We start from the raw sequence: 16,133 nt of genomic DNA on the forward strand, positions 1-16,133 counted from the left end.
TTAAACCATAAAGGCTCAAAATTAGTATATACATGAAAAAATTACCCGTTACCGTTTTAAGTGGTTTTCTTGGTGCTGGAAAAACTACATTATTAAATCATATACTGCATAATAAAGCCGGACTAAAAGTAGCTGTAATTGTTAATGATATGAGCGAAGTAAATATTGATGCTCAATGTATTGAAAATGAAAACACGCTTTCTAGAACCGAAGAGTCACTTGTAGAAATGTCTAACGGTTGTATTTGTTGCACACTTCGGGAAGACTTAATGATAGAAGTTGAAAAACTAGCTGCACAAAACAAATTTGATTATTTACTTATAGAAAGCACAGGCATAAGTGAACCTATTCCTGTGGCTCAAACCTTTTCTTTTGAAAGTGAAGACGGAAACATAGATTTAAGTAAGTTTAGCTATATAGACACGATGGTAACTGTTGTAGATGCGTTTAATTTTTTAAACGATTTTTCTAGTGCAGATTATTTAGAAACTAGAGCGCTTACAGATATTGAAGGCGACGATAGAACTATTGTAAACCTGTTAACCGATCAGATTGAGTTTGCTAATGTCATTATCATTAATAAAACAGATTTAGTAAGTCCCGATAAGTTAAAAGAACTGCAAAGCATCATTCATAAATTAAATCCAGAAGCTAAAATTCATATAACTAAGCAGTCCAACATTGCATTAGATGCTGTAATTAATACCGGTTTATTTAATTATGAAAAAGCAGAAGCTTCAGCAGGCTGGTTAAAAGAACTTGAAAATGAACACACGCCAGAAACCGAAGAATATGGTATTAGTTCACTTGTGTTTAGAAGTCGGAAACCATTTCATCCGGAACGTTTCTTAAATTATTTAAACACCCATTTTCCTCAAAACATCATAAGAAGTAAAGGTTTGTTTTGGTTAGCCTCAAGATCACATCAAGCGTTGTTGTGGAGTTCTGCTGGAGGATCTTGTAAAGCAGATTCTGCCGGAGTTTGGTGGGCATCTATGCCTTTTTCAGAACGCATGGATTATGCTGCTTTTAATGACAATAAAACAGAGATTGAAACTGACTGGGATGTGTTATATGGCGATCGAAAAATCGAATTGGTGTTTATTGGTCAGTATTTAAATAAACAAGATATCATGCATCAACTTAAATGGTGTTTACTTACAGATGAAGAAGTTACATTATGGAAAAATAATGCATTTCCTCAAGACGATCAATGGCCAATAGCAAAGTAACAGATATAATTTTCAGAATGATACAAACAGATCATCTTACATTTCAATATAAAAAAACAGATCGCGTTTTTCGTTTTCCAGATATCACTTTAAGTAAGCAAGAACACTTACTAATCTTGGGAGAGTCAGGTATTGGTAAAACCACTTTTTTACATCTTTTAGCTGGTATTTTGAAACCTAATACAGGTAAAGTTGTTATAAATAACGTAGATATTACGACTTTAAAAGCTAATAAATTAGATCTATTTAGAGGACAAAACATAGGACTTGTATTTCAGAAAAAACATGCCATAACATCTTTAAATGTGTTAGAAAATTTAGAAGCCCATTTATTTTTTAGTGAAAAATCAAAACATCTTAATAAGATTGAAACGGTATTGTCACAACTAGATTTATTAGACTTTAAAACAAGTAAAGTAAATGCGCTTAGCGAAGGCCAATTGCAACGTTTAGGTATTGCTTTGGCTGTAATACACGAACCACAAGTTATTTTAGCCGATGAGCCAACCTCTAGTTTAGACGATACAAACTGTAAAAAAGTTATAGAATTATTAATAGAACAAGCCGCACAAACTCAGGCTAATTTAATTGTAATTACACACGATCATAGAATAAAATCTTATTTCCAAAACACCATCACATTATGAATATTTGGAAAATTAGCATACAAAACATTAAGACAAAACCCTTATATACCTTTTTAAGCGTTTGTATTTTAGCACTTAGTATTACGCTGCTTTTAGGAATTCAGCAGTTAAAAAATGGGTTTAAAAACCAGATAGAAACTAATTTAGGTAAAATAGATTTAGTTATTGGTGCTAAAGGGAGTCCGCTACAATTGGTTTTAGCATCGGTATTACATTTAGACAATCCAACAGGAAATATTTCTTACGCAGAAGCTAATAAAATAGCTAAAAACCCAAGAATTAAGCTAGCCGTACCTATTTCTTATGGCGATAATTATAAAGGCTATAGAATTGTAGGTACAACACCAGATTTTCTAACTATTTATAACGCCGAATTAGAAACAGGACGTCCAGTTAAAGCGGCTATGGAGGTTGTTTTAGGTGCAACTGTAGCAAAAAAACTGAACATAAAAGTAGGAGACACCTTTTTAAGTTCTCACGGTTTAGTAGAAAATATAATGGATGTGCATGATGATGTATTAACTGTGGTTGGTGTATTAAAACCTACTCAAAAAGTTATAGATCGTTTAATCGTTACTAATTTAGAAAGTGTTTGGGATGTGCACCATCATGAAGATGAAACAGCAGAACATCACTCGGAACACCATCATCACGAAACCGATAATGGAGAGAAAGAAATTACATCTTTATTAATTACTTTTAAAAGTCCGAGATCGCTGTTAACTTTTCCTAGAAAAATTAATATAAGCACTAACATGCAAGCCGCATTGCCTAAGTATGAACTTCATAAACTCTATGAGTATACAAGTATTGGATTTAAAACCATTTCTTGGATTGCCTATTTAATTCTTGTAATGTCTTGCTTAACCATTTTTATAAGTCTGTATAAAATGGTAAAAGAACGTGCTTTCGATTTGGCCATTTTGCGTACTTATGGCGCTAGCAATTTTCAATTAATAAGAATGGTCTTGTATGAGGGATTAATAATCGTTTTTTTAGCATTTTTATTGGGCTATATATTCGTTAAAATGGGATTAACTATAGCGCTTCATTTTATAAGCTCTAATTACCAACAAAACATACTTGAAGAATTGCCCTTTATGGAGGACGTATTACACTTAGGCGCACTCGTACTCTTAATGGTTGTAGCATCAGCTTTACTGGCCATTTATCCTATAATAAAAATGAATATTTCAACAATTTTAAGTCATGAAAAATAAAATTTCACTTATAATTATACTCTTGTTTAGTGGCTTATGTTTAAGTCAGCAAAAAATAACTTGGAACGATTTATCAAAAGTCAATTTTACAGATAAATACTTTCCCGATTATGACGAATATTATATGTATCCTACATTTTTATCTTCCGTTAAGGTTTTAGCAGGAAAACAAATAACAATTACTGGTTATTTTTTAAATATTGCACCAGAAGAAAACTTATATATCTTATCTAAAACACCAATGTCTTCATGCTTTTTTTGTGGTCAAGGCGATCCAAATACGGTAATTGAAGTACAATTTAAAAACCCACCTCATTTTAAAACAGATGCTATTGTATCGCTTACTGGTACACTTACATTGAACAGAGACGATGTAGAACATTTTATTTTTATTCTTAAAAACAGTAACGGACAGCTTGTAAATTAAATAACACCACATAAAGATGAACAGAAGAAATTTTTTAAAAAAAGGATCGCTATTAACGGTAGGAACAGCATTATTACATCCTTTTAATAGTGTTGCGAATCAGCTTCAATATGATGTTACAAACACAAATAAAAAAGCTAAAAATATTATCATCATTGTTAGTGATGGAATGAGTATTGGAACGCTGAATATGGCCGATTTATACCTCTCTAGAAAAACAGGAAAAGGCTCAAATTGGTTAGATTTATATAAAAATAATAAAGTAAATAGAGCACTTATGGATATGGCATCTGCAAGTTCTATTGTTACAGATTCTGCAGCAGCAAGTTCGTCTTGGGGCGGAGGTGTTCGTATTGATAATGGTGGTTTAAATGTGAGTAAAAACGGAGAAGAACACCTTCCTATTTGGCAGAAATTTAAGTTAGCAGGTAAAAAAGCAGGTTGTGTTACTACGGTTCCTATTACACATGCTACTCCTGCAGGTTTTTGTGTGAATTCTAAATCCAGAAACGCCCAAGAAAACATTGCAGAAATGTATTTAGAGCATAAATTTGATGTGATGATGGGTGGAGGGAACGAATACTTTTCTTCAAGTAAACGAAAAGATAAACAAGATATGTATCAAAATTTTGCATCTAAAGGATATCAGGTTGTGAAAACAAAAAAAGAGATGTTCTCGGCTACAATTGATACACCAATATTAGGTGTTTTTGATGACAGTGCATTGCCTTATGCTATTGATAGAAAAAACAGTAAGGAATTAGAGCAAAATATACCAACGCTTGCAGAAATGACTCAGAAAGCGATTGATGTGATGAAAGATCATCCTAAAGGTTTTGTGTTGCAAGTAGAAGCTGGAAAAGTAGATTGGGCTGCTCACGGAAATGATATTGCAGGATTAATACACGACCAAATAGATCATGACGAAGCCATACAAGTCGCCATGGATTTTGCAGAACAAGATGAAGAAACTTTAGTGATTATAACCACAGATCATGGTAATGCAAATCCAGGCGTTATTTACGGATCTGATGCCAATGATAATTTTGACGCTATTCAGAACTATAAACATACAAATGAATGGATTTTAAATGGTATTGGTAAAGAAACATCTATATCTCAAGTAAAAGAAAGAGTTAATTATGTAAATAATTTTACGCTTTTAGATAACGAATGCAAACAAATGTTAGATTATTACAAAGATATACAAACTAACGACGGACTTTATAACCCGAAGCATTTACCGTTTAATATTTTGGCAGAAATGCAAAAAAAACATAATTCTGTAGGTTGGATTAGTATGCAACATTCTGCAGATTATGTAGAATTAGCCATGTTTGGTCCGGGAAGTCAGCTACTAAAACCATTTATAAAAAATACAGATTTACATTATTTAATGCTTGAAGCTGCTGAAGTAGAAAATGCATTTTAATCTAGACTTTTAAAACAATAGCATATTACCCAAGAATAAAAAGACTAACACGAACTACTAACATATTTTACATTATTAGTTCGTGTTATACTAAATTTTATATCATTTCGTGTATTCGTAATTAAGGAATTCTGTATTAAATACAATGCCTTATTATTCGGCTTTTATTCCATTTTTTTCTACAACAAATACGCCCCAATCGGCTATAGATCGAATTACAGGAATTAAGGTTTTTCCAAAATCTGTTAACGAATATTCTACCTTTAAAGGCGGTTTAGTGGTGTATACTTTACGTTTAACAACACCATCGTCTTCTAACGTTTTTAATTGTAAACTTAATGTGCGTTCGGTTACTGTGGGCATTTCTTTACGTAATTCATTATATCTAAGCGGACCATCAATTAAATGAAACAAAATCACGGTTTTCCATTTTCCACCTATAACACCCATCGTTAAACTTGCACAACACGGATACTCTTTTCCTTTAAATATATACATAACTTGTCTTTTCTAATGCAAAGATATAACACTATATAAAAGTATACAACTATATTTTTTATAGTAAAAAAATGTTATTTTAAATTACTGAATATCAGTTTATTATTTAATTTGTTTTATACTATCCTTTTTGACCGTTATTGCGAGGTTTAAATACTATATATACTTTTGTCACTACAAAAATGATAGTATAATTTAAAACATATAAAATGAATTTACAAGACACACTAAACTGGAGGTATACAACTAAAGAATTTGACACAACCAAGAAAATATCTGATGCAGATATGGGTCAAGTTAAAAATTTATTAAGAATGAGTCCTTCAAGTGTTAACCTTCAACCTTGGCATTTTATTATTGCTGATACGACAGAAGGTAAAGCACGTATGGCTAAAGGAACACAAGGCTTTTTTCAATTTAATGAACCTAAAGTAACCAATGCTTCTGCTGTTGTCTTGTTTTGTTCAAAAGTAGAAACAGATAATGACTACTATAAACATATTGCTGATACAGAAGATAAAGATGGAAGATTTCCGAATGAAGATATAAAAAACGGTTTTTTAGGTGCAGTGAAAGCTTTTGCAGGAATTCATAAATACGATTTAAAAGACCTTCAGCATTGGATGGAAAAACAAGTGTATTTAAACATTGGAAACTTTTTATTGGGAGTTGCAAGTTTAGGAATTGATGCGACTCCAATGGAAGGGATAGATGTAAAAGCTTTAGACGAAGAATTCGGATTAAGAGAAAAAGGTTATACTGCTTTAGTTGCTGTTTCAATAGGCTATAGAGCTGCATCTGATTTCAACTCTACAGAAAAAACTCCAAAATCTAGATTAGCAGAGAATGAAATAATTACTGTGCTATAAGATTTGTAACAAATAATTATGAGGCACTTTCTATATAAGTGCACATGATTTTTACAAATTATTTTAATAGAATTTTATGATATTTCTCTAAGTTAAAAATGAATATGGTGTTATATTTAGTCTTTTAATTATAAAACGTAAACAATGAAAACATTATATGAAGCAACTACGGTTGCAACAGGAGGAAGAAAAGGATCTGTAAAATCGGAAGATAGCCCAATAGATTTTAAATTATCAGTTCCTAAATCTATGGGAGGTGATGGTGGTGAAGGTGCTAACCCAGAACAATTATTTGGAGCTGCTTATGCTGCATGTTTTGGTGGTGCAATTCAGGATGTAGCTAAAAATGAAGGTATTAAAATAGATGAAGATGCTATAAGTGTAACGGCTATTATTGGATTTTGTCAAGGTAAAAAAGGATTTTTACTTGAAGCAACTTTAGATTCTTACATTCCTGGAGTAGATTTAAAAACGGGAGAAGACTTGATAGAAAAAGCACACGAAATGTGTCCGTTTAGTAAAGCCACTCGCGATAATATTACAGTGACTTTAAACTTATTATTAGACGAATAATTTTCGTTCTACCTTTTAGAATATATTAAAAGCTTGCCATTTGGTAAGCTTTTTTTGAACCCATAACTCGGGTTTAAATACTACAAACGCGAACTATATTTTAATATATGCAGACTTCAATAAAACCTTATTATTTAATATTTTTTTCATTCATAACCTTTGCTTTTTCTCATATTATGTATGCCCAAGACTTGGAATTTGAGCAAATAGAATCTTCTCATTTTCATAATTTATATAAATTAAATGAAAATTTATATAGATCTGAACAACCGTCTAAAAACGGTATGAAAGAATTAGAAAACAAAGGAATGCTTTCTATTGTAAATCTTAGAAGGAGAGAAACAGACGAAAAGAAACTGAAAAATACAGACTTAAACCTAAGTAATTTGCCATTAAAAGCGGGTAAATTAAATTTCGACGATATTTTTAATGCATTACAAACCATACAGCAAGCAGAGAAACCTGTACTTGTACATTGTTGGCATGGATCGGACAGAACCGGAGCAATTATTGCTGCATCTAGAATGGTTTTTGAAAACTGGAGCAAAGCACAAGCCATTGCCGAATTTACAGATAAGCGGTTTGGTTATCACAAAAAGATGTATCCTAATTTAATACCTTTGTTAAAATCTTTAGATCTGGAATTACTCAAAGAAAAGTTAGCGCAGTAAAATTTTAAAACAGACCTCACAGCGAGTTAATTTATGATGGCTATAGGAGGGAAGCAAACTCAGAATAAAATATAATTTCATATTAAAAAGCTAAAAATATCAGAAGTGTTGTTTTAATTTTGTGTTTCAAATACGTTGCATAAATTCAGAAATTTGTTAGAAAAGAGACAGCAATTACCCCAAGAACACGCTATAGATACAGAGTATTTTATTTATTGTTTAGAAGCGGTTCAAGACACAGAGATAGATCACGTTACCGAAGCACAAGAAAGCTTAGAGCACTTGGCCTTGACCTATGAAATAGCAAGTATTCATAAAACATGCGACACTATTGAGGGATTTGAAGACAGTTTAAATACACTTATTTTAGACGATCATAATTTTAAAGACTACGAAATAATTTATTTGGTTATTCCTGGTGAAGCGAATAACATTTGTTTAAATGATTATTACTATAGTTTGCAGGAAATTGCAGAACTTTTTGAAGGTAAATTAATCGGAAAGATTTTACATTTTTCGAATGCAAAAATTCTAGATTTAGACGAAGAAGAATCTCAATATTTTTTAGATATTACAGGCGCAAAAGCAGTTTCTGGCTATGGTAACACCTACAATGGCATAAATAGTTCTAACCTAGATAAAGCATTCTTCAACTTATTTAAAGAAGATGATAATATGTTTGAAGTTGTAGAAGAATTACACCAAAGACATTACGCAGTCTGCAAATCACTCGATTTTAGATTGTATTATTAACTCTATATTATGTATTAATTGTTGTTAAAAACTTAATTATTTAGGTCGATAATTACAAGTTTATAATTTACACATTTATCATCTTAAAACAATAAACACAATTTAAATATAGTAATTTAAGTAGGTTATTAATAAGGTATTCATAATAAGAAACCATCAAGTTTTCAATTTCACAAATACGTATAGATTATATCTAAAAATCAGATAATATTGATAACTTACCTTTAAATTAAAAGATTGAATTGGAAATAAAAATAAAATATCTACGAAGAGAAATTCTTGCAGGTCTAAGCTCTTTTCTTGCTACATTTTATATTGTTATTGTAAACCCAGCTATTTTATCTAAAACTGGAATGCCTTTTTCTGCAGTAGTTACATCTACAGTGTTAGTGTGTGCTTTTGGAAGTATTATGATGGGGATTTATGCGAAAAACCCTATTGTTATAGCGCCAGGTATGGGGCTTAATGCATTTTTTACTTATACTGCGGTTCTGGGGCTAGGGATTAGTTATGAGGTCGCTTTAGGTGCTGTTTTTTGGTCTGGTATATTATTTTTAATACTAAGTATTTTAAAAGTAAGAGATAAAATAATCAACTCTATTCCAAACACTTTACGATATGCAATTGCTGCAGGAATAGGAATTTTTATATGTTTTATAGGTTTCCAAAATGCGGGCTTTATTATTAAGAATCCAGCGACTTTAGTTGGTATGGCTTCACTAAAAGACCCTATGTCTTTAACTTTCTTATTTGGTTTAGGATTTACTGCGGTATTAATTTCTAAAAAAGTAAAAGGAGCGATAGTATATGGTATTGTACTTACTACTATACTTTCTTACCCAATAGGAAGATGGTGGGGAGATGCTTCTGCTGTTAATTATGGAATAAATACAATTGTTAATTATAATGGTTTTTTTGCATTACCAGATTTTAGTATGTTTTTAAAAGCAGATATATTAGGTTCTATTCAATATGCTGCCTTACCTATAATTTTTGTTTTTGCATTCACAGATTTATTTGATAGTCTTTCAACCTTTGTCGGTCTAGCCGAAGCGTCTGGATATAAAGACGAAGATGGAAACCCTAAAAATTTAAAACAGTCTCTTTTTGTTGATGCTATTACAACTATTTTTTCTGGACTTGTTGGTACCAGTTCTGGAACAGCATATATAGAATCTGCAGTTGGTATACGTGAAGGAGGAAAAACGGGTCTCACAGCCATTACAGCAGGAATTTTGTTTTTACCGTTTCTATTTTTATCTCCATTACTTTCTATAGTTCCTAGTATTGCAAGCTCTATAGCCTTAATTTTAGTAGGTTCTTTTATGATGAAACCCATTTCTAAAATTAATTGGAATATTTCAGACGAAGCAATACCTGCTTTTTTAACTATAATTTTAATACCATTAACCTATAGTATTACAACTGGAATTATATTTGGTTTTTTGAGTTATACCCTATTAAAATTCTTTTCTGGAAAAAAAGAAGATTTAAACCTTACCCTTATAATTATAAACCTTTTATCCCTTATTTTTTTATGGCTTTAAATAGAATACTATTCTGTATTACATTTTTTATTATCTGTACATTACAGGCACAACGCATAGCTATTATGGGGGCTATGGACGAGGAAATAGAATATTTAACACAAGAATTAAAAAATAAAAAAGAAATAAAAAAGAATGGCGTTACCTTCTTTACAGGAGAATTAAGAGGCAAAGAAATAGTCTTATTAAAGGCAGGTATTGGTAAAGTTAATGCGGCATATAGTACTGCAATTTTAACGTCTAATTTTAAATTAAGTAAACTTATTTTTACGGGAGTTGCTGGTGGTTTAGCACCAAATATTTCTCCAGGCGATATCGTGATTTCCGATAAAATAATTCAATATGATTTCGGAAAACTTCAAGAAGGTAAATTTGAAACATGGCCAACAAGAAATTTGGCTCTAGACAATAAAAAAAATCCTTTATATTTTAGTGCAGATACAATACTCTTAGAAGATTGTGAAAAAGTATCTAAAAATATGACGTTAAAACCATTAAATGGTAAAGTGCCACAGATATTAATAGGTACAATTGCAACAGGAGATACCTTTGTTAGTGACTCTAAAAAAGCTAAAGAACTATTTTTAGAATTCAATGCGCTTGCAACCGAAATGGAAGGAGCTGCAGTTGCTCAAGTATGTAATATGCTTCATTTGCCATTTATAATTATACGTTGTTGTAGTGATAATGCTAATACCAAAGCGCATACAGATTACCCGAAATTTCTTAGTGTAGCTTCTATTAATTCTGCGCAAATGGTATTGCAAATACTAGAAGAATCCAACTAAATTATATAAATTTTGATATAGATTATTGCTAAAAAAAAGCTTTGACCAAGAATTTGTTTTAAAAATAAATTATAGAGTAGAGTAGAAGTAAAATTTTAAGTACAGTTTCTATAAAAATGAAAACATTCTGGGATATTATGTTATGTATACTTTGCTTTGATAAAAAAAGATAACGGAATAACAAGCTTCAATCTTGATATTACATGCTTTAACTTATTTAAAGAAGATGATGATATGTTTGAAGTTGTAGAAGAATTACACCAAAGACATTACTCGATTTTAGATTGTATTATTAATACAGCTAAAACACCTACTGTTTCTCACTTAAATATTTCCAATACCGCTTAGGTACATGTTGTATGTGTAGTTTCATGTTTTTCCGAGATGCGATGTTTGTACTTTTAAAATAATCGTTCCATAATTGCTGAAACTCTAATTCAATTTCAGCAAAGATATCTGTCGATGTTTTAGATGGATCGAAATCAGCATCAAATTCAAGGGTAATGATATCTACCTGTTCCAAATCGTAATAAATGCCATACTTCCGTTTTAAATCGTAAATCAGCCACTTTTGGTCGGCATAACGGTTTTTAAAATGATTTCTTATAAGCGGCAACACATTAAAATCGGGTTCTATATTTGCAAAATAAACACCATCTTTTGTCAGTTTAAACCGCACAAAAGCTTCCATTCTGTGTTTTTCTCGCCCTACGTTTTTTGTCAGTTTAGAGATTTCTAAAATATGCACGTTGGTATAATCAGATCCCACATTGATTTTGGAAGCAAACACATAAACCATGGCTTGGAATAAGGTATCTTCTACAGTAGGTTTTTCACTCAGAAACGCATAATAAAAACGGCGTAATTCATTAGCAGATAGTTTCTGTTTTAAGCCTCTCCACACGCGGTTTGCTTTCTCTGCGTCCGTATACACGGTTTCGGAACTCCCAAATAAAGGCTGTTGAAACCGCTGAGCAGTAACTATAGTCACTGTTTTTAATTTCATCTCGAACCCTGTAAAAACAGCGGTTAAGAATCCATCAAATGTGCCGTCGTAAATTAGAGTGGTTTCCATAATAGGGGACTATCCAAAAAGATTTAATTGGTTACTAAGCATGCTGGTGTATTTACTCTTTGTGTTTTGTAAGATTAACCCTTTAATTTTTTCGGCAGTGAGATCACGAGTTTCAAATTGGTTAGACGCACAAATTAAAAAATATTGCGCACGATTTAAGGATACACCAAGCGCTTTTAAATGGTCCCAATTCAGTTTTCTGTAACGTCTGGCACTTAATATTTTAAATACCGATTTCATCCCTAAACCCGGAATTCTGGCTAGCATGCGCTTATCGGCTTTATTCACATCTACAGGAAATTCGTGTAAATTCCGTAAAGCCCATCCCAATTTCGGATCGATATCTAAATCTAAATGTTGATTGTCTTTGTTTAAAATTTCTTCAATATTAAATCCGTAAAACCGCAATAGCCAATCAGTTTGATACAGTCTGTTTTCACGTAACATAGGTACAGGCGTGCCAATTTGAGGTAAACGCGTATCGTAACTAATAGGCACATAGCCCGAATAGTACACCCGTTTTAAATTGAAATTCTTGTAAAAGTAATTGGAAGTGTACATGATTTGCATATCATTTTCACCACTCGCGCCCACAATCATTTGTGTACTTTGCCCAGCAGGCGCATATTTTGGGGTGCTTTTAATCAGTTTCTTTTCACTTTTATATTGAATGATTTCATTTTTAACCTTTTCCATAGGTTTAATAAAATCGGCTCTGTTTTTGTCTGGAGCTAACAATTTTAAACCTTGTTCTGTCGGAATTTCAATATTAACACTCAATCGGTCGGCATATAAACCCGCTTCCCGCATGAGTTCGTCACTGGCACCGGGAATAGATTTTAAATGAATATAACCATTAAAATTTTCTTCTAACCTTAATTTTTTGGCCACAGACACCAAGCGTTCCATGGTATAATCGGCGCTTTTAAAAATGCCTGAACTCAGAAACAAACCTTCAATATAATTACGTCTGTAAAAGTTTATAGTTAAATCGACCACCTCTTGTACTTGAAATGCCGCCCGTTTAATATCGTTACTTTTGCGTGTTACACAATACGCACAATCGAATATACAATGGTTGGTGAGTAGTATTTTTAATAAGGACACGCAACGCCCATCTTCGGTATACGTATGGCAAATACCAGAATTCGATGCATTACCCAATCCCTTGTTGGTGTTGGCTCTATTGCTTCCGCTAGAGGAGCAAGACACATCGTATTTAGCAGCATCTGCAAGGATATTTAACTTTTCTTGTACACGTTCAAAAGACATACTTAAGCATTTAAGTTTAAGGCGTAAAGCTACAACTTAATTGTATTAAAAATGAGTTGTGTTTTAAATAAATATCATTATAGTGTAAATAAGTATCTCATATTATGATATGTTATTGTGTAATTTATTATATTTGACATTGAAAATCAACCCATTGAATTATGAATCGCATTAAATCCGTATTAGAAGACAAAGGCATCAAGCAAACCTGGTTGGCCGAGAAGTTGAATAAGAGTTATAATATGGTGAATTCTTATGTGCAAAATAGGAGGCAACCCAGTTTAGAACTCTTGTATGAGATTGCTAATATCCTGCAAGTTGAAGCCCGAGATTTATTAGATGTGAACAAAGCGGTGTTTAATGCTACGGTGGAAAGTGATACCGTAAACATTCCATTAATTGGATCTGTAGCTTGTGGATTACCCATTTTTGCAGAAGAACATATTGAAGCCCAAATCCCGATTTCTACACAATTGGTAAAAACGCCATCCGATTATTTTTTGTTAAGAGCAACTGGAGATTCTATGAATACGAAAGGTATTGATAGTGGCGATTTACTACTCATTAAACGCCAACATACTGCCGAAACTGGAGATTTAGTGCTTGCCTTAATTGACGACGAAGCCACAGTTAAAGAATTTAGACAAAACGGAAGTACCATTGTCTTAAAACCACATTCTACAAACCCGAAACATCAGCCCATTATATTAACCACCGATTTTAAAGTTCAGGGTATTGTTACGGAAGTGATTAAAATGTAATGTCTAATGTCTCATAGAATTAAACCTTAAAATAAGGTAACACCATTCAAAACATTATTGAATAGCATCTAAAAAAGGAGCCATGTCTAATAACTTAATATCGTCGCGTTTACGTAATTCTCTTAAAAACCAACCTTTATGTCCAGCACCATAAGTGATTAAGATGCGTTTGCCCTGATAACGGTGTTTTTCTAATGCTTTTTCAATATTCCAGTAGTGTGCAATATTAATATTTTCCCAGCCACCTAAACCAAGCTCATCATTAAACAATGTATTATAAGGCTGTAGTCCTATATTCTGTATGCTGTCATAGGTGTTTGTATGAATAAAATACGGATTGTTTACTTTGCCGCTTGCTTTATATAAAGAATCTGAACGTTTATTTCCTTCAACATATGCCGCCCAATCGGCAGCTCTAGTTGTGTCTTGACGTATAGCTCTTAATTTTTGTCCACGTTCTACGGCCATAGTACGTGTCCATCCAGCAGTAGGAATAATTTCAAAATCCATGTCTTTAGATAACGGAAACACTACGTTTACATACTCAGGAAACTGTCTGGTACGAGGTTCAGAAATACTATCGTCTTTTATAAAGCCGTCCATAGCTATTTTAAAGTGTTTTGGAGGAATTTCAGTTAGTATATAATCTGGATTTATCTCTCGAATTAACTTTTTTAAATAAGCAACATTGTAAACACTATCGGTAAGATGACCACCGTGAATGGTTCCTAAAACAATGACTTCATTTTTTAATTTTTCTGTAGCGTTTGTAGTCTCACTTTTAGTCTCGGCTTGTTTACAGCTCGATAGTGTAAAAAGTACAAGTAATACTGTACAAACGTTAATTGTAATGTGTTTCATGTAGAGGTGGTGTTTAATAAAAATTGAAGATATAAAAAACGATTAAAACAGCACTAGTATTTTTGTTGTAAGCCGGACTATAAGGGGAATTTAACAGTATTTGGTCTTGTTTATAAGGTGTTCGAGCGAAGTCGAGAACAAGAATATACGTTATATCACAATTAACTTGCACGTAATCACTAACGATATAAAACACTCAGGTGTTATTATATCTGTGATTAAGTCAAATAGCGCTGAAATGCGCTATTCCGCTAATTGTTATAATTTGTATTATAATGTTCTGCGTTATGTAACTTGAGCTTGGGTTAAAAGCGAAAGTTATTAATATAGTTTCTTAAAAAAATTTATTCTTAAAAGTTTCTTCTGCGATGTTAATGGAACACGCTTTTCACGAAGCGACGATAGGAGAGTAGTGGAATGTGTGTGAAATGGAAATGTTTTTATTATTAATTTTTAAAATTGTAGTTTTCAGTAACTAATTGATAATACTTTTGTATATTTTTACCACAAATAGTTTTATATCATAAAATGGCAGCAGCTGAACAAATAAAAAGTTTAATTAAATCTTTTAGTGAAGGTGATAATTCACGTTTCTATGCTACAGCTATGCAAATTGCAGCAGCTGAAGCACGCAAGGGACATCAAGAACTTGCTGAAGAGTTAAAAAAATTAATTCAAGATTCTAAAAAATTAAAAATTAAAGAAAGCAAGATAAAGAGATTAGCTGTCAATCCTGCACAAAAAGAACTTAATGATTTATTAGAATTTTCAAGACCTGATGATAAATTGAAAGACATGGTCTTATCTATGAAGTTAAATAAATCTATTCAAAGAGTTTTAGATGAACAATGTCAAATAGAAAAATTAAGACAGCATAATTTATTCCCAAGAAAGAAATTATTATTAACAGGACCTCCTGGTTGTGGTAAAACAATGACTGCTAGAGTAATCTCTAATGAATTGAGTATTCCTCTTTTTGTAATAAGACTTGATGGTCTAATTAGTAGATATATGGGAGAATCAATAGCAAAACTTCGTTTAGTTTTTGATACTATGAAAGAGTTTAGAGCTGTTTATTTATTTGATGAATTTGATAGTATTGGTACTAACAGAAGTCAAGGGAATGAAGTTGGAGAAATAAAAAGAGTTCTTAATAGTTTTTTACTTCAAATTGAGAAAGATGATTCTAACAGTTTAATTATTGCTGCAACTAATATACCTGAAAATTTAGATGAAGCTTTATTTAGACGATTTGATGACATTATAAATTATCCCTTACCCACAGAAGAGCAAATCTTTAAATATTATAAAAGAGAGTTTTTAAATAACAAATTAATAAACAACAATGTTCTGATTGAGCTTTCTAAAAAATCTATTGGATTAAATTTTTCAGACTTAGAAAAGATCTGTCAAGACTTTCTTAAAAATATTATTATTTACGGAGAGGAAGAATCAAGCTTAGAATTTTTATTTGAAGTAATTGACTCTAGAAAAACATCTTTCTAAT

General features: G+C 31.9%; 17 protein-coding genes and 1 pseudogene. 14 read left to right on the forward strand and 4 right to left on the reverse strand.

Annotated elements, in window-relative coordinates:
* The first annotated feature begins 32 nt into the window (after positions 1–32).
* From GQR95_RS11865 to GQR95_RS11885, 5 genes are read left to right on the forward strand one after another with little or no spacing between them, the layout of a single operon-like run.
* Positions 33–1,232, forward strand: coding sequence for a GTP-binding protein (locus GQR95_RS11865; RefSeq protein WP_159023362.1), 1,200 nt, complete (start codon positions 33–35; stop codon positions 1,230–1,232).
* A 17-nt stretch (positions 1,233–1,249) separates the two neighbouring features.
* Positions 1,250–1,879, forward strand: a complete 630-nt coding sequence (locus GQR95_RS11870; RefSeq protein WP_159023363.1) for an ABC transporter ATP-binding protein — start codon at positions 1,250–1,252, stop codon at positions 1,877–1,879.
* Entirely contained in the window at positions 1,876–3,099 is a 1,224-nt protein-coding gene (locus GQR95_RS11875; protein WP_159023364.1) for an ABC transporter permease, read from the forward strand. Before GQR95_RS11870 ends, GQR95_RS11875 begins: the two co-directional genes overlap by 4 nt.
* Entirely contained in the window at positions 3,089–3,526 is a 438-nt protein-coding gene (locus tag GQR95_RS11880) for a hypothetical protein (protein ID WP_159023365.1), read from the forward strand. Before GQR95_RS11875 ends, GQR95_RS11880 begins: the two co-directional genes overlap by 11 nt.
* Positions 3,527–3,542: 16 nt before the next feature.
* The gene (locus tag GQR95_RS11885) at positions 3,543–4,958 is read left to right on the forward strand and encodes an alkaline phosphatase (RefSeq protein ID WP_159023366.1); all 1,416 of its coding nucleotides are present in this window, start codon (positions 3,543–3,545) and stop codon (positions 4,956–4,958) included.
* A 153-nt stretch (positions 4,959–5,111) separates the two neighbouring features.
* On the opposite strand, the gene GQR95_RS11890 is transcribed toward GQR95_RS11885, so the two are convergent.
* On the reverse strand, positions 5,112–5,456 hold the full coding sequence (locus GQR95_RS11890; RefSeq protein ID WP_159023367.1) for a helix-turn-helix domain-containing protein: 345 nt from the start codon (positions 5,454–5,456) through the stop codon (positions 5,112–5,114).
* Positions 5,457–5,665: 209 nt separating this feature from the next.
* On the opposite strand from GQR95_RS11890, the gene nfsB reads away from it, so the two are divergent.
* The 6 genes from nfsB to GQR95_RS11920 all read left to right on the forward strand — a co-directional run bounded on the left by nfsB (position 5,666) and on the right by GQR95_RS11920 (position 10,657).
* A complete protein-coding gene (gene nfsB / locus GQR95_RS11895; protein WP_159023368.1) occupies positions 5,666–6,325 on the forward strand; it encodes an oxygen-insensitive NAD(P)H nitroreductase in 660 nt (219 codons plus the stop codon).
* A 144-nt stretch (positions 6,326–6,469) separates the two neighbouring features.
* Positions 6,470–6,898, forward strand: coding sequence for an organic hydroperoxide resistance protein (locus tag GQR95_RS11900; protein WP_159023369.1), 429 nt, complete (start codon positions 6,470–6,472; stop codon positions 6,896–6,898).
* Between the two features lie 107 nt (positions 6,899–7,005).
* Positions 7,006–7,569, forward strand: coding sequence for a dual specificity protein phosphatase family protein (locus GQR95_RS11905; RefSeq protein WP_159023370.1), 564 nt, complete (start codon positions 7,006–7,008; stop codon positions 7,567–7,569).
* Between the two features lie 153 nt (positions 7,570–7,722).
* Positions 7,723–8,322, forward strand: a complete 600-nt coding sequence (locus tag GQR95_RS11910; protein WP_159023371.1) for a DUF6642 family protein — start codon at positions 7,723–7,725, stop codon at positions 8,320–8,322.
* A 242-nt stretch (positions 8,323–8,564) separates the two neighbouring features.
* Positions 8,565–9,869, forward strand: a complete 1,305-nt coding sequence (locus GQR95_RS11915) for an NCS2 family permease (RefSeq protein ID WP_199269590.1) — start codon at positions 8,565–8,567, stop codon at positions 9,867–9,869.
* Complete coding sequence (locus GQR95_RS11920) at positions 9,860–10,657, forward strand: 5'-methylthioadenosine/adenosylhomocysteine nucleosidase (RefSeq protein WP_159023372.1); 798 nt, start codon at positions 9,860–9,862, stop codon at positions 10,655–10,657. The genes GQR95_RS11915 and GQR95_RS11920 overlap by 10 nt, the downstream gene beginning before the upstream one ends.
* 310 nt (positions 10,658–10,967) lie before the next feature.
* Here the strand turns inward: GQR95_RS11920 and GQR95_RS11925 are convergent, their stop codons facing one another.
* The gene (locus tag GQR95_RS11925) at positions 10,968–11,732 is read right to left on the reverse strand and encodes a TIGR03915 family putative DNA repair protein (protein ID WP_159023373.1); all 765 of its coding nucleotides are present in this window, start codon (positions 11,730–11,732) and stop codon (positions 10,968–10,970) included.
* A 9-nt stretch (positions 11,733–11,741) separates the two neighbouring features.
* On the reverse strand, positions 11,742–13,004 hold the full coding sequence (locus GQR95_RS11930; protein ID WP_159023374.1) for a putative DNA modification/repair radical SAM protein: 1,263 nt from the start codon (positions 13,002–13,004) through the stop codon (positions 11,742–11,744).
* Positions 13,005–13,165: 161 nt separating this feature from the next.
* On the opposite strand from GQR95_RS11930, the pseudogene GQR95_RS16845 reads away from it, so the two are divergent.
* Positions 13,166–13,345, forward strand: a pseudogene (locus GQR95_RS16845) (helix-turn-helix transcriptional regulator); the annotation flags it as partial.
* Positions 13,346–13,357: 12 nt separating this feature from the next.
* Positions 13,358–13,765 (forward strand): transcriptional repressor LexA, encoded by a 408-nt coding sequence (gene lexA / locus GQR95_RS11935; RefSeq protein WP_370514553.1) that lies wholly within the window; start codon positions 13,358–13,360, stop codon positions 13,763–13,765.
* A 54-nt stretch (positions 13,766–13,819) separates the two neighbouring features.
* Here lexA and GQR95_RS11940 read toward each other — a convergent pair whose 3' ends face one another.
* Complete coding sequence (locus tag GQR95_RS11940; protein WP_159023376.1) at positions 13,820–14,626, reverse strand: hypothetical protein; 807 nt, start codon at positions 14,624–14,626, stop codon at positions 13,820–13,822.
* A 528-nt stretch (positions 14,627–15,154) separates the two neighbouring features.
* On the opposite strand from GQR95_RS11940, the gene GQR95_RS11945 reads away from it, so the two are divergent.
* Positions 15,155–16,132, forward strand: a complete 978-nt coding sequence (locus GQR95_RS11945; protein WP_159023377.1) for an AAA family ATPase — start codon at positions 15,155–15,157, stop codon at positions 16,130–16,132.
* The last annotated feature ends 1 nt before the right edge of the window (position 16,133 follow it).

The sequence above is a fragment of the Formosa sp. L2A11 genome (assembly GCF_009796865.1).
GTDB lineage: Bacteria > Bacteroidota > Bacteroidia > Flavobacteriales > Flavobacteriaceae > Formosa.